Source organism: Opitutus sp. GAS368, from assembly GCF_900104925.1.
Taxonomy (GTDB): domain Bacteria; phylum Verrucomicrobiota; class Verrucomicrobiia; order Opitutales; family Opitutaceae; genus Lacunisphaera.
Map to the genome: position 1 here is coordinate 112578 of NZ_LT629735.1, position 19045 is coordinate 131622.

General features: G+C 66.7%; 16 protein-coding genes and 2 tRNA genes. 16 read left to right on the plus strand and 2 right to left on the minus strand.

Translation table 11 applies throughout. The features are described from left to right. Positions 1-366 precede the first annotated feature (366 nt). Genes BLU29_RS00480 through ccsA form a run of 4 tightly spaced genes read left to right on the plus strand, consistent with a single transcriptional unit; the run spans position 367 to position 4580 of the window. Entirely contained in the window at positions 367-1026 is a 660-nt protein-coding gene (locus BLU29_RS00480) for a hypothetical protein (RefSeq protein WP_091054630.1), read from the plus strand. Positions 1027-1028: 2 nt separating this feature from the next. Beyond that, a complete protein-coding gene (locus BLU29_RS00485) occupies positions 1029-2186 on the plus strand; it encodes a cytochrome c biogenesis protein ResB (protein WP_091054631.1) in 1158 nt (385 codons plus the stop codon). A 32-nt stretch (positions 2187-2218) separates the two neighbouring features. Beyond that, positions 2219-2623 (plus strand): GxxExxY protein, encoded by a 405-nt coding sequence (locus BLU29_RS00490; protein ID WP_091054632.1) that lies wholly within the window; start codon positions 2219-2221, stop codon positions 2621-2623. 34 nt (positions 2624-2657) lie between these two features. Then, positions 2658-4580: a cytochrome c biogenesis protein CcsA gene (gene ccsA / locus BLU29_RS00495; RefSeq protein WP_091054633.1), complete on the plus strand. Its 1923-nt coding sequence runs from the start codon at positions 2658-2660 to the stop codon at positions 4578-4580. 69 nt (positions 4581-4649) lie between these two features. Here the strand turns inward: ccsA and recN are convergent, their stop codons facing one another. Next, on the minus strand, positions 4650-6311 hold the full coding sequence (gene recN / locus BLU29_RS00500) for a DNA repair protein RecN (RefSeq protein WP_091054634.1): 1662 nt from the start codon (positions 6309-6311) through the stop codon (positions 4650-4652). 169 nt (positions 6312-6480) lie between these two features. Between recN and BLU29_RS00505 the strand changes: the two genes are divergently transcribed. From BLU29_RS00505 to tsaE, 11 genes are all read left to right on the plus strand, one after another. Next, a complete protein-coding gene (locus BLU29_RS00505; RefSeq protein ID WP_231962279.1) occupies positions 6481-7098 on the plus strand; it encodes a TetR/AcrR family transcriptional regulator in 618 nt (205 codons plus the stop codon). Between the two features lie 86 nt (positions 7099-7184). Further along, complete coding sequence (locus BLU29_RS00510) at positions 7185-8738, plus strand: DHA2 family efflux MFS transporter permease subunit (protein ID WP_343125163.1); 1554 nt, start codon at positions 7185-7187, stop codon at positions 8736-8738. 22 nt (positions 8739-8760) lie between these two features. Further along, positions 8761-9909, plus strand: coding sequence for an HlyD family secretion protein (locus BLU29_RS00515; protein ID WP_172830174.1), 1149 nt, complete (start codon positions 8761-8763; stop codon positions 9907-9909). Between the two features lie 67 nt (positions 9910-9976). Then, positions 9977-10053: transfer RNA gene (locus BLU29_RS00520), tRNA-Val, on the plus strand. A 570-nt stretch (positions 10054-10623) separates the two neighbouring features. Beyond that, positions 10624-11193 (plus strand): bifunctional pyr operon transcriptional regulator/uracil phosphoribosyltransferase PyrR, encoded by a 570-nt coding sequence (gene pyrR / locus BLU29_RS00525; protein WP_091054638.1) that lies wholly within the window; start codon positions 10624-10626, stop codon positions 11191-11193. Between the two features lie 28 nt (positions 11194-11221). Further along, a complete protein-coding gene (locus BLU29_RS00530; protein ID WP_091054639.1) occupies positions 11222-12172 on the plus strand; it encodes an aspartate carbamoyltransferase catalytic subunit in 951 nt (316 codons plus the stop codon). A gap of 162 nt (positions 12173-12334) precedes the next feature. Continuing rightward, on the plus strand, positions 12335-13621 hold the full coding sequence (locus BLU29_RS00535) for a dihydroorotase (RefSeq protein WP_091054640.1): 1287 nt from the start codon (positions 12335-12337) through the stop codon (positions 13619-13621). A 4-nt stretch (positions 13622-13625) separates the two neighbouring features. Further along, positions 13626-13874: a DUF1272 domain-containing protein gene (locus BLU29_RS00540; protein ID WP_091054641.1), complete on the plus strand. Its 249-nt coding sequence runs from the start codon at positions 13626-13628 to the stop codon at positions 13872-13874. Positions 13875-13940: 66 nt separating this feature from the next. Beyond that, complete coding sequence (locus tag BLU29_RS00545) at positions 13941-14858, plus strand: CPBP family intramembrane glutamic endopeptidase (RefSeq protein WP_157693530.1); 918 nt, start codon at positions 13941-13943, stop codon at positions 14856-14858. A 106-nt stretch (positions 14859-14964) separates the two neighbouring features. Beyond that, positions 14965-15918, plus strand: a complete 954-nt coding sequence (locus BLU29_RS00550) for a thiamine-phosphate kinase (RefSeq protein WP_091054643.1) — start codon at positions 14965-14967, stop codon at positions 15916-15918. Between the two features lie 304 nt (positions 15919-16222). After that, complete coding sequence (gene tsaE, locus BLU29_RS00555; RefSeq protein ID WP_091054644.1) at positions 16223-16657, plus strand: tRNA (adenosine(37)-N6)-threonylcarbamoyltransferase complex ATPase subunit type 1 TsaE; 435 nt, start codon at positions 16223-16225, stop codon at positions 16655-16657. A gap of 118 nt (positions 16658-16775) precedes the next feature. On the opposite strand, the gene BLU29_RS00560 is transcribed toward tsaE, so the two are convergent. Further along, a complete protein-coding gene (locus tag BLU29_RS00560) occupies positions 16776-18710 on the minus strand; it encodes a hypothetical protein (protein WP_091054645.1) in 1935 nt (644 codons plus the stop codon). Positions 18711-18896: 186 nt separating this feature from the next. On the opposite strand from BLU29_RS00560, the gene BLU29_RS00565 reads away from it, so the two are divergent. Continuing rightward, positions 18897-18981, plus strand: a tRNA-Leu gene (locus tag BLU29_RS00565). Positions 18982-19045: the final 64 nt, after the last annotated feature.

The window sequence follows — 19045 nt, forward strand, 5'->3', positions numbered from 1 at the left end:
TTTGGTAGGCCGGGGTTTATCCCCGGCAGCTTGCGTGATGCCGTCGGACATAAAGAATCCCCGGGGCATTTGATCAAACCCACCATGCCCGTTTCCTTTCATTTTTGTAGGAGCCTGCTTGCAGGCGATTCTACGGTTGGTCCGTGGGCGGGACGGGGGCGGGCGTTCCGAATCGCCTGCAAGCAGGCTCCTACATTCCGATCAAGCTGGAGCCAAGCTCCGGGGTATGGGACCTACGGGGAATAAAGCCCGACCTGCACCAAGACCGTGGGCAAAATCTCGCAACTAATCGCCCCGCCCCGTCCGCCTCATAGATTTTAGTTAGGGTTGCGGTTGTCCGGGGAATGCTAGAGTGAACCCCTGCCCATGTCCCTCCGCTCCCCTGCCTGCGCCGCCGTGCTGACCCTGCTCCTGCTGGGCGGCTGCCGCGACCGTGAGATCACGGCCTACCGCGCACCGAAGGATCCCGTGGCGACCGTGCCCCCGTCCACCGCCGGCTCGGCCAACACCAACGACTTGCCCCGCGGCCATCCGTCGGTCGGCGTGCCCTCCGAAGCCTTGGCGAAGGAGGGCGACACCATGGCGGCCACCACCGTGCCCACCGGCGGCGACAGCCTCGTCTGGACCGCTCCCGCGGCCTGGACCGTCAAGGCGAACGGCCCGATGCGCAAGGGCAGCTATGCGGTCAAGGGCAACGGCACGGAGGCCGATCTTTCCATCACCGCCTTCCCCGGCGACACCGGCGGCCTGCTCGCCAACCTCAACCGCTGGCGCGGCCAGGTTTCCCTGCCGCCCCTGGCCGAGGCCCAACTGGGCGCCAGCGTTGAACATCTCGATCTCGGCACCCTCCATGCCGACGTCGTGGACTTCGCCGGCTCCGCCAACGGCGCCCCCACCCGCCTGGTCGGCGCCGTCGTCCCGCTCAACGGCGAGACCTGGTTCTTCAAGCTGCTGGGCCCCGACGCGCTCGTGGCGCAGGAAAAACCCGCGTTCCTCGAGTTCCTCCGCACCGTGCGCCCGCGCTGAGCATGAGCCCCGTCGTCAGGCAATTCCGCGACTTCTTCGTCTCGCTCAAGCTGACGGTCGTGCTGCTCGCGCTGTCGATCGTGCTGATCTTCTGGGCGACGCTCGCGCAGGTGCAGCTCGGCATCTGGGGCGTGCAGGAGAAATTCTTCCACGCCTTCTTCGTGCTGGAGAAGATCCCCGGCACCGGCATCCCCGTGCCGGTCTTCCCCGGCGGCTATTTCCTCGGCGGCCTGCTGCTCATCAACCTCGTCGCCGCGCATATCTACCGCTTCCGGCTCGAATGGAAAAAGGCCGGCATCCAGCTCACGCACCTCGGGCTCATCCTCCTCTTGCTCGGCGAGCTGTTCACCAGCCTCCTGCAGGTCGAGAGCAACATGCGCCTCGATGAGGGTGAGACCAGGCATTACTCCGAAAGCTACCGGACCAACGAGCTCGCCATCCTTGACACGACCAGCCCGGACTACAACGAGGTCGTCGCCATCCCCGAGGCCGTGCTCTCCGACGGCGGCGCCATCCAGCACCCGAAGCTGCCGTTCCAGGTCCGCATCCGCGACTACTACCCCAACGCCGCCCTGCAGATGCGCGACCAGGTGCCCAATGCCGCGCCGGCCCTCGCCACCGCCGGCATCGGCCCGCGCATCGCCGTCATTCCGCTGCCGTTGACCTACAAGCAGGACGAGCGCAACGCGCCCGCGGCCAACATCGAGTTCGTCGGCCCCGAGGGCACGCTCGGCACCTGGCTCGTGTCGCCGTTGCTCGGCATGCCGCAGAAGTTCGACTACGCCGGCCGCACCTGGGAGTTCTCCCTCCGCTTCAAGCGCTACTACCACCCGTTCGCCGTCACGCTGCTCAAGTTCACCCACGAGGTCTACGCCGGCACCGAGATCCCGAAGAATTTCTCCAGCCGCATCCGCCTCCAGACCGACGACGCCCGCCAGGACCGCGAGGTGCTCATCTACATGAACAACCCGCTGCGGCACGCCGGCCTGACCTTCTACCAGGCGGGTTTCGACAATGACGACAAGACCACGATCCTCCAGGTCGTGCGCAACCCGAGCTGGGTGCTGCCCTACGTCTCCTGCATCATGATGGGCCTCGGCCTGCTCATCCAGTTCGGTTTCCACCTCACCGGCTTCATGCGCAAGCGGAGCCAGAGCTGAGTTTACACCAAGATCGCAAAGATCGCTGAGCAATGCATCCGAACTACTCCAAGGCCAATACCCTTTCCGCCAAGGTCATTGGTGCGGCTATTGAGGTGCATCGGCACAAAGGGCCGGGTTTGATCGAAAGCATCTATGAACGATGTCTCGTCCATGAACTCCAGTTGCAAAAAATCGCCTCGGTCAGCCAGCTCCTGGTGCCCATCGAATACAAGGGATTGGTTTTCGAGGAGCCGCTTCGCTTGGACGTCTATGTTGAGGGCTGCCTGATTGTGGAAAACAAGGTCGTCGAGAAAATCCTGCCCATCCACAAAGCACAGCTCTTGTCCTACATGAAGCTGCTGGATGCGCCACTCGGCCTTCTGATCAATTACCATGAACCTCTGCTGAAAGATGGCGTCGTGCGCTTGATCCTTCCCGGTGCCGATCAACCCTGAACCCTTTGCTGTCTTTGCGTCCTTGGTGTAAATAATGAAACGTTTCCTTCCAGTCTTGGTGCTCGTCCTGACCGCCGGCTGGCTGGCGTCCACGCTGCGCCCGCCGCAAAACACCGGTGAGTTCGACCTCGTCGCCTTCGGCCGCCTGCCCGTGCTGGTCAACGGCCGCCTCAAGCCGCTCGACACCGTCGCCCGCACCTCACTGCTCATGCTGCAGGGCCGCCAGCGCGTCAGCGACCCGACCAAGCCCGTGCCGCTCGTCGCCACGCCCATCGAATGGCTGGCCGATGTGCTCTTCAACCCGGCCAAGGCGGACGCCTACCCGACCTTCCGCCTCAGCGCCACCGACTCACCCGAGCTGCTCACGCTGATGGGGCTGACCGACGCGGAAACCAAGATCACCTATACCGACCCGGTGATGCGCACGCTTGCCGTCGCCGATTTCGTGCCGGGCACCCGCACCCGCTTCTCGTTCAACCAGCTCCAGCCCAAGCTGCCCGAGCTCGAACGGCAGGCGCAGCTCGCCGAGCCGGTCGATCCGCAGGCGCGCACCCAGTTTCAGAAGGCTGTCGTCCAGTTGCGCGACCGTGTCATCCTCTACCAGCGCCTCAAGCACAGCGTGCAGCTGCCCGACTCGCCCGCGTTCCTGACCGAGATCGTCCAGTTCCAGCAAAGCCTGCCGGCGGGCATCGCCGCCGTCCGCGCCAAAGAGAAGGGCGAGGCGTACGACGAGGCCGCCTTCAAGGCCATGCTCGCCGCCGCCCAGCGTTTCGACGACATGGGCAAGTTCGGTTACCTGCTGACCGTGCCGCCCGACGCGGGCGAGAAGAACCTCACCGCGTGGAAGACCGCCGGCACCGCCCTGCTCGAGACCTTCGAGACCGGCACCATCAACCCCAACGTCATGGCCTACGCCGCCCTCGGCGCCGCCTGGCGCAACCACGAAGCCGGCCAGTTCAACGAGATCGTCCGCCTCTTTCGCGAGCAACTCGGCAAGCGCTTCGACGCGCAGCTGCTGAAGAGCGACGTCGAGGTGCGCTTCAACGCCGCCGAGCCCTTCTACAAGGGCATCATCCTCTATGCCCTCGCCTTCCTGTGCGCCATCATCTCGTGGCTCATCTGGCCCGACGTGCTGGGCAAATCGGCGTTTTACCTGGTGGGCCTGGCTTGGCTCCTCGCCACCGCCGGCATCATCACGCGCATGTGGCTCGAGGGCCGCCCGCCGGTGACCAACCTCTACTCCTCGGCGCTCTTTGTCGGCTGGGGCGCCGTCGCCCTGTGCCTGCTGCTCGAGCGAATCTACCGGAACGGCATCGGTTCCGCCGCGGCCGGCATGGTCGGCTTCATCACACTCATCATCGCCCACATGCTGTCGCTCAGCGGCGACACGCTCGAGATGATGCGCGCGGTGCTCGACACCAACCTCTGGCTCGCCACGCACGTCGTCGTCGTGACCACCGGCTACGCCTCGACCTTCCTCGCCGGGTTTCTCGCCCTCATCTACGTTTTCCGCGGCGTGTTCACCAAGTCGCTCGACAAGGCCACGGCCGAGGCGCTGACGCGCATGGTCTACGGCATCGTGTGCTTCGCCACGCTCTGCAGCCTCGTCGGCACCGTCCTCGGCGGCATCTGGGCCGACCAGTCGTGGGGCCGCTTCTGGGGCTGGGATCCGAAGGAGAACGGCGCGGTCATGATCGTCCTCTGGAACGCCATCGTCCTCCACGCCCGCTGGGGCGGCCTCGTCAAGCAGCGCGGCCTGATGTGCCTCGCGATCGCCGGCAACATCATCACGAGCTGGAGCTGGTTCGGCACCAACATGCTCGGCGTCGGCCTCCACAGCTACGGTTTCATGGACGCCGCCTTCTGGTGGCTCATCATCTTTGTCGCCAGCCAGCTCGCACTCATCGCCCTCGCCCAGCTCCCGCTGGCCAGGTGGCGCAGCTTTCGAACGGCCTGAGGGAAATCGTCGCGGGCGAGTTCGCCCGCGCTCCAATTTGGAGCCACGGCGACCTCGCCGTGGGAAAGCCTACCCCTTCAGCAGTTCCTCGGCGTGGGCCACGGCGCTCTTGGCGTTGCGATCGCCGAGCATGCGCGCGAGTTCGCCAACGCGTCCCTTGCGGTCGCCATGGATGGGCTCGATCCCGACCGACGCCCGGTCGCCGCTCTGGTCCTTCGTGACGACAAAATGATTCGCGGCCTGCGCGGCCACCTGCGGCAGGTGTGTCACGCACAGCACCTGGTGCCGCTCGGCGATGTCGGCCATCTTCTCGCCGACAATGCGGCCGATCTCGCCGCCGACGTTGGCATCCACCTCGTCGAACACCAGCAGCGGCACGTCGTCGATCTCGGCCAGCACGGCCTTGAGCGCCAGCATCACGCGCGCGAGTTCGCCGCTCGACGCGATCCGGTGCAGTGGCAGCGGCGGTTCGCCAACGTTCGGGGAAAACAGGAATTCCACACCGCCATCACCGTAAGGCCCCAGCTCCGGCAGCGGCGTCAGTGACACACGGAAATCCGCCTTCTTGAAGCCGAGCTGGACGATCACCTTGGCCGCGGTCTTCGCCAGCTGCAGGGCCGCCTTCTCGCGGGTCGCGCGCAACTCGGCCGCGGCCTTCTTCGCCGCCTTCAGGGCGTCGGCCACCTGCTTCTCGAGCTTGGCGAGCGAACCCTCGACGTCGCCCTGCAGCTCCAGCTTGCGGCGCATCTCGTCGCGCGCCGCGAGCACCGCCTCGACCTTCGCGCCGTATTTGCGCTTCAGCTCGAGCCAGGAGTTCATCTTGCCCTGCAGCGCCTCGGCCTGCTCGGGATCGAAATTCAGGGACGATGCCAGCGACGCGAACTCCGCGTCGAGGTCGCCGAGTTCCACCGCCACCGACTGCAGGCGGTCGGCCAGTGGCTTGCTGGCGGCGTCGAGCGACTCCAGTTGCCGCGCCTCGCGCAAGATCGCCGACAGGCGGCCGAGCAGACCGTCCTCGCCGCTGAGCCCGTGGTTCAGGCCGGACGCAAGCGAGATGATCTCCTGCGCGCTGTTCTGCCGTTGGAAGTCGCGCTCGAGTTCCGCGATGGCTTCCTCGGTCAGGTCGAGGGCGTCGACTTTGCCGAGCTGGATCTTCAGGAATTCGATCTGGTCGGCGGACAGTTTCTCCGCCCCGAGCAGCCGCTCGCGCTCGTCCACCAGGTCGCGCCAGAGGCGGTAGGTCTTCTGGTATTGGTCGAGCGCCGCCTCGTTTTTGGCAAAGAGATCGAGCAGCTCGCGCTGGCAGCCCTCCTTGAGCAGCCGGCGCGGCTCGCCCGGACCGTGGAAATCGATCCAGTATTCGCCGAGCTCCTGCAGCGCGGCCAAGGTCGCCATGCTGCCGTTGACGGAAATCCGGGGCGCCTTGTCACGTGGCAGGCTGCGCTTGAGGATGAGCACGCCGTCATCGCACGGCGGCAGGTCGAGCCGGGTGAGCGCCGCGTCGAGCTTGCGGCTGTCGGCGAAGAACAGCGCGGCCTCGACCTCGGTGGCGGGCGCGCCCTGCCGGATGATGGTCTTGTCCGCCCGGGCGCCGGCCAGCAGGGACAGCGCGCCGAGCAGGATGCTCTTGCCCGCGCCGGTCTCGCCCGTCACCGCCGTGAAGCCGGTCTCGAAATCCAGCTCGACCTCGGCGAGGAGGGCCAGGTTGCGGATGCGGAGCGACTGCAGCATGACGGGATAAGGGCACAAAACCCGGCCGGGTTTCAAGCGGCGTATGGCCCGGAAGGTCATTTTCTTTGCCCTGCCGCCCAAGCAGTTGCCCGCGCCACGGGCGACCCGCCTGAAATTCCGCTTGCGGGCGGATTTAACGAATGCAAGTGGTTGCTTGCATATGAAGGTTGTGTCCGCCTCACCCGCCACCGGCACCCGCCAGCGTCTGCTCGCCGCCGCCAGCCGGGTTTACGCCCGCGCCGGGCTGACCGGTGCCACCACCCGCGCGATCGCGGCGGAGGCCGGGGTCAATGAAGTCACGCTGTTCCGCCACTTCAAGAGCAAGGACCGTCTCCTCGCCGCCGTCGTCGGCGAGAACTTCGGCGGGCGGCGCGCGGCGCGGCGGACCGCCCCGCCCGTCCCGACCGCCGACTTGCGCGCCGATCTCGCCGCGCTGACCGGCGCCTACGAGGCGCTGCTGACCGCCAATTGGCCGCTGGTCCGTGCGATGCTCGGGGAAATGCACCATCAACTCAACGAAACCCACGAGAAGCAGGTCTTTCGCGCCGTTTTCCTGCCGCTCAAGGAGGCGGTGGTCAGCCGCATCGAGACCGCACAGCGGGCGGGCCGGATCCAGCGCGACCAGCGCCCTGATCTGTTGTCCGAGCTGCTGCTCGGCGCCATTTTCACCGGGGTCCTGCGCCGCTCGATCCCGCACCTGAAGATCGATTATTCCGCCGCCACCTATCGCGAGGCCGCGGTCGCCATGTTCCTTTCGGGCTTCGCGACGGCGCCGGTCCAGCCATGAGCGCCGGCCCCGCCCTCTATGGCTCCGACCGGAGCCTGCTCTCCCCCGTCGCGGCCCGGCTGGCGGACCGCGGCCTGCTCAAGTGGATGATCGCGATCACCGCCGCGCTTGGCGCCATCCTGGAGATCATCGACACGAGCATCGTCAACGTCGCCATGCCCGACATCCAGGGCAACCTCGGCTCCACGCTCTCCGAGGTGGGCTGGGTCTCGACCGCCTACGCCTGCGCCAACGTCGTCATGATCCCGCTGACCGCGTGGCTGAGCGACCATTTCGGCCGCCGGCAATACCTGCTGTTCTCCCTCATCGGCTTCACCGGCGCGTCGGTGCTCTGCGGCCTGGCCGGCAACCTGCCCATGTTGATCCTCGCCCGCGTGCTGCAGGGTCTGTGCGGCGGCGGCCTGCTGGCCAAGGGCCAGTCGATCCTCTTTGAAACATTCGACCGGCACGAGCAGCCGGCGGCGCAGGCCATCTTCGGCATCGGCGTGATCGCGGGGCCGGCCTTCGGACCCGTGCTCGGCGGCTGGCTGACCGACACGCTCGGCTGGCGCTGGATTTTCTTCATCAACCTGCCCGTCGGCATCATCGCCGTGCTCATGACCGCCGCTTTCCTGCCGCGCGACGAGGCGCGCCACGGGCCGGAACGCCGCGTGGACTGGCTTGGCATCGGCCTGCTCACCGTCGGGCTCGCGTGCTTCCAGACGATGCTCGAGGAAGGCCAGTCGGAGGACTGGTTCAGCTCGAACTTCATCCTGGCCACCGCCGCGGGCGCGGCCCTCGGGCTCGGGCTGTTCGTCTGGCACGAGCTGCGCATCGGGCATCCGGCGGTCGACCTCCGTGTGCTGCGGCACCGCGCGCTGGCGGCGGGCAGCCTCTACTCGCTGGTGCTGGGCATGGGGCTCTATGGCGTGATGTTTGCCGTGCCGATCTTCGTGCAGAACTACCTGCATTTCACCGCGGCGCAGAGCGGCTTCCTGCTCATGCCCGGCGCGTTCGCGTCGGCCGTGACCATGATCGCGATGGGCCGCGTCTCCGGCCGGGTCGACGCCCGCCTGCTCATCGCGGGCGGCGCCCTCGTCACCGTGGCCACCGCGGTGCTGCTGGCGGACATCAACCCGTCGACCGGCACCGGCTCGCTGTTCTGGCCGCTCATCCTGCGCGGCCTGGGCGGCGTGATGATGTTCATCCCTCTCTCGCTCGCCACGCTGGGCGACCTGCCGAAAAAGGACATCGCCGCCGGCTCGGGCTTCTACAACCTCACCCGCCAGCTGGGGAGTAGCATCGGCATTGCCCTGATCACAACCGCCCTCGCCCACCGCGAGGCCCTCCACCGCGCCATCCTGGTCGAGAAACTGGCGCCGCCCGGCGGCAGTCCGGTCACCCAGATCAGGATGTTCGGCTCGGCCCTGACCACCCGCCTGCAGCTTTTCGACTTCAGCTTCATCTTTCACTCGGGGGACCCGGTCCGCGCCCAGCACCAGGGTCTGCAACTGCTCGACCGCACCATCGATTCCCAGGCCCTGCTGCTCTCGTTTGCCGATGTCTTCGCCTACGTCGCCCTCGCCTTTGTCGCCACCCTGCCGCTGCTGCTGCTGCTCGGCAAGGGCCGCAAGCGCGAAGCCGTCGTCGACGTCCATTGATCCGCCCGCCCCTTTCAAAACCATGAACGCCCAATCGACCGAATCTCCCGCCCACGCCGCGCCCGCGGCGCCGCCGCATCATGCCGCCCGCCGCCGCACCAAGGGCGCTTCCTTCTGGAAGCCCGCGCTGCTCGGCCTCGCCGGCCTCGCGCTCGTCCTCTGGCTGGGCCGGCTCGGGGTTCACGCCTACCGCTATGTCGGGACCGACGATGCCTACCTGGCGGGACACCTCCACCAGATCGGCCCGCAACTCGAGGGCCAGGTGAAGGAAGTGCTGGTCCGGGACAACCAGACCGTGCAAGCGGGCGACATACTTGTGCGGCTGGACCCGCTTGAGTTCGAGCTCGCCGTGCAGAAAAGCCGGGCGGCGCTGGAACAGGCCCAGGCCGCGGAAAGCCAGACCCGCGCCACCGCCGCGCAATCCGACACGCAGGTCGCGGAGGCCGAGGCCCGCGTCAAGCAGGCCGGGGCGCAGCAGGCGCAGTCCGCCGCGCAGCTCGAGCTCGCCCGCCTGACGCTCAAGCGCAACGAGCAGCTCTTCGCCCGGGGCGGCGTGGTCTCGCAGGCGGACCTCGACAACGCCCGCAGCGCCTTCCAGGCCGCCGAGGCGGCCGACAGCGCCAGCCAGGCCAACGTCACCGCCGACGAATCCGGCGTCGCCTCGGCCCGGGCCGCGCAGAAATCGGCCTATGCCCAGATTGCCGTCGCCACGGCCAGCACGGACGTCGCCAAGTCCGCGCTGCGTGATGCGGAGCGCAAGCTGGGCTACGCCACCATCACCGCCCCGACCGCCGGCCGCATCGGCAACAAGGCCGTCGAGGCCGGCAATCACGTGCTGCCCGGCCAGATTCTCCTCATGCTGGCCGAATCCTCCCCGTGGATCATCGCCAATTTCAAGGAGACCCAGCTCGCCGGCCTCGCTCCCGGCCAGGACGTGGAGGTCACCGTCGATGCCCTGTCCGGTGAGACATTGCACGGCCGGATCGACAGCCTCTCGCCCGCCAGCGGCGCACAATTCGCCCTGCTGCCACCCGACAACGCCACCGGCAACTTCAACAAGGTCGTCCAGCGCGTCCCCGTGAAGATTCTGCTCGATCCCGCCAGCCTCGCGCAACTCGGCGACCGGCTCAGGTTTGGCTATTCGGTCGTCGTGGACGTCCGGGTGCGCTGATACCGGGCCGATAATTTTCCTTGCACGGACGGCCCGCGTTCGTGCTTAGTTGCCGCTCGGTTTTTTTGGACCTTTAGCTCAGTTGGTTAGAGCGTTTCCTTGACATGGAAAAGGTCACTGGTTCGAGTCCAGTAAGGTCCACCATCCTCCGCTCGTGAGGAGCACCGCGAAGGATGTCCTCCGAAGCCTCGGTGTAGGAGGACATTAATGCGGTTTCGGCCAAGGCTTCAGACGGCAGGCCATCCGCGCCAGCCCTTCACCCGAAGGGCTTTTTGTTGCCCGGCGTCAGGAGGTTTCGCGCCATTTTCCCCGCCGGGCGGCGTCGGATCGCTCCGCCCCGGTATGCCCCACCCACAATCAACCGGATTTTTGGCCACAAAAAACGCAAAATTGGTCCATCCTGCCTGCACAAATCTCCTGGGCACCCATAGGTGCCTTGTGAATCTATTCCGCTGTCCGGTAGTGGGTCAGTTTGATGTAGGTCGGGGTTTATGCCGACATTCCACGCGCCCGGTCGGGGATAAACCCCGACCTACCACACCGCAGAAACCAAACTGACCCACTACCCGCTGTCCGTTTTTGCGTTTTTTGTGCTTTTTGTGGCCATCCGTTCCGTCTGGCTTGTCACCATTCCCTCGACCGGCTTCGCTTAATCACCCCATTTGAGCCTTTGCGCTGGACGGCCCTCATGCCGGCCCTCAAAACCTTGGGCTCGTGGCCACCCCCCCGAAGCACGACGCCAAAGCGATAGACCAAGCCATCGAGCGCGTTGCTTCCGCCATTGCCGCCCGGCACGCCCGGACCGACCGCCTGCTGCTCCTCGGCATCGCCAACGGCGGCATCGTCCTCGCCGCGCGCCTCGTCGACCGCCTGAAAAAGGCCGGCCTCAAGCCCGGCACCGGCACGATCGACATCTCCTTCCACCGCGACGACATCGGCCGCAACCCGATCCCGAAGGAATTCTCGCCGACCATCATCCCTCACGACGTCAACGGCGCGACCGTGATCCTCGTGGACGACGTCCTCTACTCCGGCCGCACCGTGAAGGCCGCGCTTGACGAACTCTTCGACCACGGCCGCCCCACCCGCGTCGAGCTGGCCGTCCTTGTGGACCGCGGCGGCCGCCGGCTGCCGATCGCCGCCGATTACATCGGCCTGGGCGTCACCGCCACCGAGGACGAGAAGGTGGAGGTGCACCTTCCGGCCAATCAAGCGGGAGCTGACCAAATCGTCGTCCTGCGGCTCGCCAATCGAAAATCCGCCCGCCCGCTTCCTGTCACTTGACCCTTGTCACTTAACACTTCTCTCCGCCGTGCCCTGGCATCGTAAACATTTTCTCACCATTGAGGAGCTCAGCCGTACCGAGATCGAGCAGGTGCTGGCCACCGCCGGCGCGTTCCGCCGCATCCTCGATCGCAAGGTCAAGAAGGTCCCCGCCCTCCGCGGCAAGACCATCGTCAACCTCTTCCTCGAGCCGAGCACGCGCACCCGCATCTCCTTCGAGATGGCCGCCAAGCTCCTCAGCGCCGAGGTCATCTCCTTCGACGCCGCCTCCTCCAGCACAACCAAGGGCGAAACCCTCCGCGACACCGCGCAGAACATCCAGGCGCTCAACGCCGACATGATCGTCCTCCGCCACTCGGCCAGCGGCTCGCCGCTCTACCTCAGCCGCGTCCTCGGCATCCCGGTCGTCAACGCCGGGGATGGCGCCCACGAGCACCCGACGCAGGCCCTGCTCGACGTCTTCACGATGCGCGAGAAGCTCGGCAACCTGAAGGGCCGCAAGGTGGTCATCCTCGGCGATATCCTCTTCAGCCGCGTGGCGCGCTCGAACATCCACGCGCTCACCAAGCTCGGCGCCGACGTCACCATCGTCGGCCCGTCCACCCTCGTGCCGCACTGGTTCGAGTCCCTCGGCGTGAAGGTTTCGCACAATCTCCGCTCCGCCCTGGCCGACGCCGACGTCGTGATGCTGCTCCGCATCCAACATGAGCGCCAGGCCGCCGGCCATTTCCCGTCCGTCGGCGAATACACCAGCATGTTCGGCCTCAACAAGACCCGCGCCGAGTGGATCAAGCCCGACGCCATCATCATGCACCCGGGCCCGATCAACCGCGGCGTCGAGATTGACAGCGATCTCGCCGACTCCCCGCGCAGCGTGATCCTGCAACAGGTGACCAATGGGATCGCCGTCCGCATGGCCGTCCTCTACCTCTGCGCCGGCGGCCAGCCCGAACACGTCACGACTCCATTGAGTGATTGAATCTCAACCAACCAAACTTTCTCACCACGGATTACACGGATAGAGTCCAAGGCAGGGTTAACCACTAATGAACACTAAGACCTCACTAATTAGTGGCCCATTAGTGTGGATTAGTGGTGACCAACCATCCGTGTTAATCAGTGAAATCCGTGGTTAAATAAAATGAGTCTACTCTGGATCAAACACGGCCGCGTCATCGATCCCGCCACCAAGCGGGACAAGGTCGGCGACGTTTTCATCGCCGACGGCAAGATCGCGGCCAGCCTCACCGCCGCGCAGAAGAAGTCCGCCAAGGTCATCGATGCCAAGGGCCTCGTCGTGTGCCCGGGCCTCGTGGACATCCACGTGCATTTCCGCGAGCCGGGCCAGACGCACAAGGAGACCATCCTCACCGGTTCGCAGGCCGCGGCCGCCGGCGGGTTCACCACCGTCGTCTGCATGCCCAACACCTCGCCGGTCGCCGACAACGCCGGCACAATCGAGCTGATCAACAACGCCGCGCGCAAGGCCGCCGTCCATGTCTACCCGACCGGCTGCATCACCGTCGGCATGAAGGGCCAGCAGCTCGCCCCGCATGGCTCGCTCAAGAAGGCCGGCGTCGTGGCCATCACCGACGACGGCCTGTGCGTCGAGAGCAACCAGCTCATGCGCAACGCGGTCGAATATGCCAAGATGTTCGACCTGCCCGTGCTCGACCACTGCCAGGACGAGTCCCTGACCAAGGGCGCCGTCATGAACGAGGGCACCGTCTCGACCCGCCTCGGCCTCAAGGGCTGGCCGCACGCCGCCGAGGACATCATCGTTGCGCGCAACATCATCCTCTCCGCCTACTCCGGCGCCCACATCCACATGCAGCACATCAGCTCGGCCATGTCGGTCGGGCTCATGCGCCGTGCGAAGAAGGACGGCATCAACGTGACGGCCGAGGCCACGCCGCATCACATTGCGCTGACCGAGGAAACGCTCGGCACCTACGACACCAACTTCAAGATGAACCCGCCGCTGCGCACCGAGCAGGATCGCAAGGCGATCATCGCCGGCCTGCGCGACGGCACACTCGATTGCATCGGCACCGACCACGCCCCGCACGCGCCGGACGAGAAGGACAAGGAATTCGATTTCGCCCCCAACGGCATCACCGGGCTCGAGACCGCCCTGCCCGTGTGCCTCGACGTGCTCGTGCGGCAAAACAAGTTCAAGCTGCCCTTCGTCATCGACCTGATGACCCGCAAGGCCGCCAACCTCCTCAAGCTCCCCGCCGGCACGCTCGCGGAGGGCGCCCCGGCCGACGTCTGCATCTTCGATCCCAACGAGACCTGGCTCTACGACGCGAAACAGGGCTTCAGCAAGTCGCTCAACTCCCCCTGGTCCGGCCAGAAGCTGACCGGCCGCGTGAAGGCGACGGTCGTGTCCGGCCTAGTCGTCTTCCAGAACGGCAAGATGCTCTGAGATCATGGCCCTCGAGCTCAGGCCCAACTGCGAATGCTGTGATCGCGACCTGCCGCCCGCGGCGGCGGCCTATATTTGCACCTTTGAGTGCACCTTCTGCCCGGACTGCGCCGGTAGGACGCTTGCCTTTGTCTGCCCGAATTGCGGCGGCGACTTGGTCCTGCGTCCCATCCGTCCCGCCGCCCAGCTCGCGAAGAACCCGCCCTCGGCCGTCCGCGTGCTCCGCGACCAGCGCTGCACGGCCAGGAGCTGACGCGTCAGCCGTCAGTGTTTCAGGTTGGTTTTTGCCGGGGAGCCCGCCAAGGATGACCCCGACTCCATGCCCACCGAGCCCGCCCAGCTAGCCCTCGCCCTCTTCGAAGTCTGCCTGTTGCTGTCCGGCGCCGGGTTGGTGCTCTGGCTCGTTTTCAACCGCACCGCCCGCACCCGCTGGCTCGGCACCAACGCCCTGCCGGCCACGGCGACGAAGCTGCCGGATCTGATCCTCTGCGCGGGGCTGATCTTCCTGACCGGCTTCTCGTGCCAGGCCGTGGTGCAACTCTCCCTGGGGTCCGTTATCGCCCGGGCCCGGGATCACCAAGGCATCGCCCTCTTCGCCTACAGCGTGCCCAATTACGCCGGTGCCTTCCTGGCGTGGCGCTTCCTGTTTCCCTCGCTGCACCGCAGCTGGCGGGTTGAACCTGACGCGCCGACCCTCTTTCCCACGCTGCGCCGGAACTGGCTGGCCACGCCGGTGGTGGCAGCGGCGCCGGTGCCCGCGTTGCCCTGGTCCAAGGCCCTGCGTTATGCCGCCGGCACCCTGCTGGTCGCCCTGCCCCTGCTCAGCGGGATCAGCCTGGGCTGGAACTTCCTCGTCGAGAAAATGAACCTGTCGAACGTGCCGCAGGACGTCATCGCGATTTTCACCAGCACCCGGTCGCCCCTCGTCGTCACCGGGATGCTGCTCGTCGCCTGCGTGCTGGCACCCATCTACGAGGAGATGCTCTTTCGCGCCGGGCTCTACCGCTTCTGCCGGCAAAAACTCGGCCGCGGCTGGGCGCTGGTGATCAGCGGCGTCTGCTTTGGCGCCCTGCACGGCAACTGGGCGGGCTTCGTGCCGCTGGCCATGCTGGGCATGGGCCTCGCGCTCGCCTACGAGGCCACCGGCTCGATCCGCGTGCCGATCATCGCCCACGGCCTGTTCAACCTGAACACCGTGCTCATCCTGCTGTCGGGCCTGAAGGATCTCGCGACATGACTCTTAAATCATACCCTCGATGGAGTGCGTTGCCCTCAACGCGCTGGATCGAGGCGGCTTCGCCGCAACGCGTTGGGGACAACGCGTTCCACCTTCAAGCCGTCGCATGAACCCGTTCACAAATAGCCGCGCCCAATCCGTCGCCGCCCGCGGCGAGCGGCGTCTGATCGCCGGCATCCGCTCGTGGCTGGGCCGGGCTTCGCCGGCCGCGCCGTTCGGCATCGGTGACGACTGTGCGGTCATTCCGCCGACCACGCATCACCAACTGGTCACCACCGACCCGGTCATCTGGGGCCAGCATTTCGACGCCACCGTGCCGGCCCGCGCCGCCGGCGCCAAGCTCCTGAAGCGCAACCTGAGCGACATTGCCGCCATGGGCGGCCGGCCGGTGGCGGCCGTCGTGTCGCTCGCGCTGGCACCGCAAACCAGCGTCCGCTGGCTCGAGGCATTCTACCGCGGCCTCGCGGCGTGCGCCCGGCAATATCGCGTCAAGATCGTCGGCGGCGATATCACCCAGGGGCCGGTGGGCTTCTTCGGTGCCTTCCTCACCCTGCACGGTGAATCCACCGGCCGGCGGATCGTCACGCGCCGTGGCGCCCGGGCGGGCGACTCGATCTACGTCACCGGCGCGCTCGGAGGCAGCCTGCTGGGCCACCACTTCAAGTTCACGCCGCGGCTCGCCGAGGGCGCCTGGCTGGCCGGACGGACGGAGGTCCGCGCCATGATGGACGTGAGCGACGGCCTCGCAAAGGATCTCGCTGCGCTCACTCCCGCCGGGCTGGTGCCGGCGTTGGCCGCAGCCGCCATTCCGGTCAGCCCAGCGGCGCGCCGCCGCGCCAAAGCCACGAAGAAAAGCCCGCTCTTCCACGCGCTCGGCGACGGCGAGGATTACGAACTCTTGCTTGTTGTCCGGGCCAATGCCCCCCGGTTTGAGCGCGACTGGCGGAAGCGCTTCCCGCGGCTGAAGCTCACGCGCCTCGGCCGTTTCGCCCGGAAAAACCAACTGCCCGCCGGCTCGCTGCGCCTCGCGGACTATCACGGCTATGAACATCTGCGGTGATCGCCCAAGACATTTTATGGCCACGAAGAGGCGCAAAAATGATTTTAGCCCGCGGCCGGGAATATTCCGTGCGCCTATAGGCGCCTTGAGAACCACGTCTGCCCTCGATTTCTTTGTGCCTTTTTGTGGCTAACCCGGCAGCCTTTTCTCCGCTTCATGATTTGTCCGAAAAAAACAATTGCCCGCCGGGGCGCTGCGCCTCGCGGACTATCTCGGCTATGAACACTTACGCTGAACCGGTGGAGCGCGGCCTCCGGACGCGCTCTCAACGCGCCCGGAGGTCGCGTTCCACCCCGATACAGCCATGACGATTGTCGAAAGGCTCAAACAGGGCATCACGACCGAGTCGGCCGAGCAGACCCGCGTTCTCGCGGCGGAACTGGCCGCAGCGCTGCCGCCCGACACCACGCTGGCGCTGCACGGCGACATGGGCGTGGGCAAGACGACCTTCGTGCAGGGCCTGGCCCAGGGCTTGGGCGTGCCGGAGCACGTGACGAGCCCGACTTTTGCGATCTACTCGGTTTACCAGGGCAAGGGCCGCAAGCTCGTCCACCTTGACGCCTACCGGCTGGAGAAGGAAGCGCAGCTCGAGGCGCTGCTGCTCGATGAATTTCTGGTCAGCCCGTATGTGCTCGCCGTCGAGTGGCCGGAGAAAACCGGCGCGTGGCTGCCCAAGGATGCCTGGCATCTGACGCTGTCCATCGTCGACGGCGACAAACATCGGCTGGTCTTACTGTAGCGGCGGTCTGTGACCGCCGATGACGGCGCTCATAGAGCGCCGCTACAGGCCGCGGTCCGGCGACTAGCGCCGACCCTACACAAAGAAAAAGCCCGCTCCTGCGAGCGGGCTGGGAAGATCAGGCTTGGGCCTCGGGCTTGGGCTCCTCGACGGGCGCCGCGGCGGCGGTTTCCGTTTCGGGGGCCGACTCGGCCGGCTCGCCAGCCGTAGGTCCAGCGGAGGCTGGAGCAGTCTCGGCCGGCTTCGCCTCGGCGACCGCGGGAGCAGGCGCGTCGGGGAAGTCTACCGGGTCGTGCTCGTCCTCGCCGGCCTCGGCCTTTTTGGCCTGCTGTGGCGCCATTGGCGGCGGGGCGAAGAGCTTGCCGTCGGAGAACTCGGTCACGTAACCCTCCATGACGAGCCAGCGGAGATCGTTGCTCATCTTGCGGAGCTTCTCGGCCTGCTCCGGCGCCAGCGCGGCGAACGGGGCCGGCGAGGGCGTGGCGCCCTCGACTGGAGCAGCCGCCGGGGCGGCCACCGGAATCTCGATGCTGAGGAAGTTCTTCGGCAGATCCTTCACGTGCACCATCGGGTTCTTCTCGATGAAGTCGATGAGCGCGGAGATGGTCTCGGAGAACACCTGGCCCGGGACGCGGAAGCGGCGCTTGACGGCGCATACATAGGAGACGCCGCGCGAACCCTTCTTGAAGATGGTGAAGCCCTCGCGGCGCAGGCGGCCGCGGAGTGCGTTGGCGGTGTCGAGCGGGAAGCGGCGCTGGCGCTCCACGTGGCCCTCGAGGGCGCGGCGGATTTCGCCCGGCGGCAACTTCTCGATGAGCTTGCCGTGGAAACGGACGCTGTCGACGGCGCGCACAACCTTGTCGCGGGCGTTGGAGAGCAGGTGCAGACGGGCGTCCTCGATGTTGTCGAAGCTGATACCCGCCGGCGCGACCGGAGCCGCCTCGGCCGCGGGCTTGCCAGCCGCAGGCTCGGCGGAGGCTGGAGCCGGGGCTTCCGCCGCGAGAGTCTCGGGCGCAGTCTCGGCGGGAGCCGGAGCGGTGGGAGCGGCGGCAACTTCCATCGGCGGCGTGGTGGCGGTCTTGGCCACCGGCGGCTTCCAGGTGTAGCGCACGGCCTTCTTCATCTTCTCCAGCCAGGCGGCGGCGGTCTCGGGCTCCCGCACGGAGACGATGCTCTCGCGGAAGCGCTCGAACGGCATGCGGCCGAGCTTGGCGGCGTGGTGCTGCTGGAGGATCTGCTGGTAGCGGTGATAGTTCGGCGGCCCGAGCAGTTCGCCCGTGATGCCACACTTGTTGATGATCGGGAAATTCCCCTTCGGGGCCTCGATCTCGACTTCCTGCATGTCGAAGAACGCGCCGAGGTTGTTGCCCAGCACGTGCTGGATGGCGGCGTCCTCGGTGTCGAACGGCAGGTGATCGGGCAGCGACATGAACACCGGGGCCGGCTTGGCGGGTGCGGCGCCCTCGGCCTGCTGCGGCCGGGCGCGCTGGACGACGATCACGAAACGATCGTTCTTCTCCAGCACGGCCTTGGTGATCTCGAACAGCTGGTAGGTGCGGCACGAGGCGCGCACGGCCTTCACCATCGCGGCGAAACCGGTGTCCTCGGGATAGCAGGTCGCCACGAAATACGGGCTGACATACGGGGCGCGGTCGAACTGGCCGCCGCCACCCTCGTGGCGCTCGCCGCCGCCGCGGAAATCGCGGCGCGGGCCGCCTGGGCCGCGGTCAAAGCGACCGCCGCGGTCGCCACCGGGTTGCTGACCCTCGCGGGCGGGAGCGCCCGGCGCCTGGCCGGGACCGCCCGGGCCGCCGGGGCCGGCCGGCTTGCGGAAGGCGCGGCGGTCGCGCGCGGGTGCGCCGTGCCCGCCCCCGCCGTCATCCCGGCGGGGAGGCCGGTCGCCGCGGTCGAAATCGCGTTCGCGACGTCCACCGGGGGATACCGGCTTCACCTCGGTCCATTGGGTGCCGAAGTTAAAGGTCTGCAACTGAGAGAGGTCGATTTTGTTCAACCCCTGCTCGTTGGGTTCGTTGGCAGGCTTGGAGTCGTCCATGAAAGGGCGGAAAAACGGGCGTGGTTACCCGGTAAGTGTCGGAGGTGGGCTTGGTGTTCCGCTACGTCAGGTCGGGCGCGCGGTAAAGAGGCAGTTTGCCCCGAGAAGAAAGCATGACGCAAGCGCATTTCGGGGCTTTACAAGCTTCGGGGGATTTACCTAAGTCACCGCTCCCATCGGTGGAACGCTCGGGTGGTGGAATTGGTAGACACACACGTTTGAGGTGCGTGTGCCGTAAGGCGTGCAGGTTCGAGTCCTGTCCCGAGCACCAGCCTTCGCTCCTCTGGAGCTTCGGCTGGCTGGCCAGCTCCCGGAGAACGGAGAGACTGGCGCCG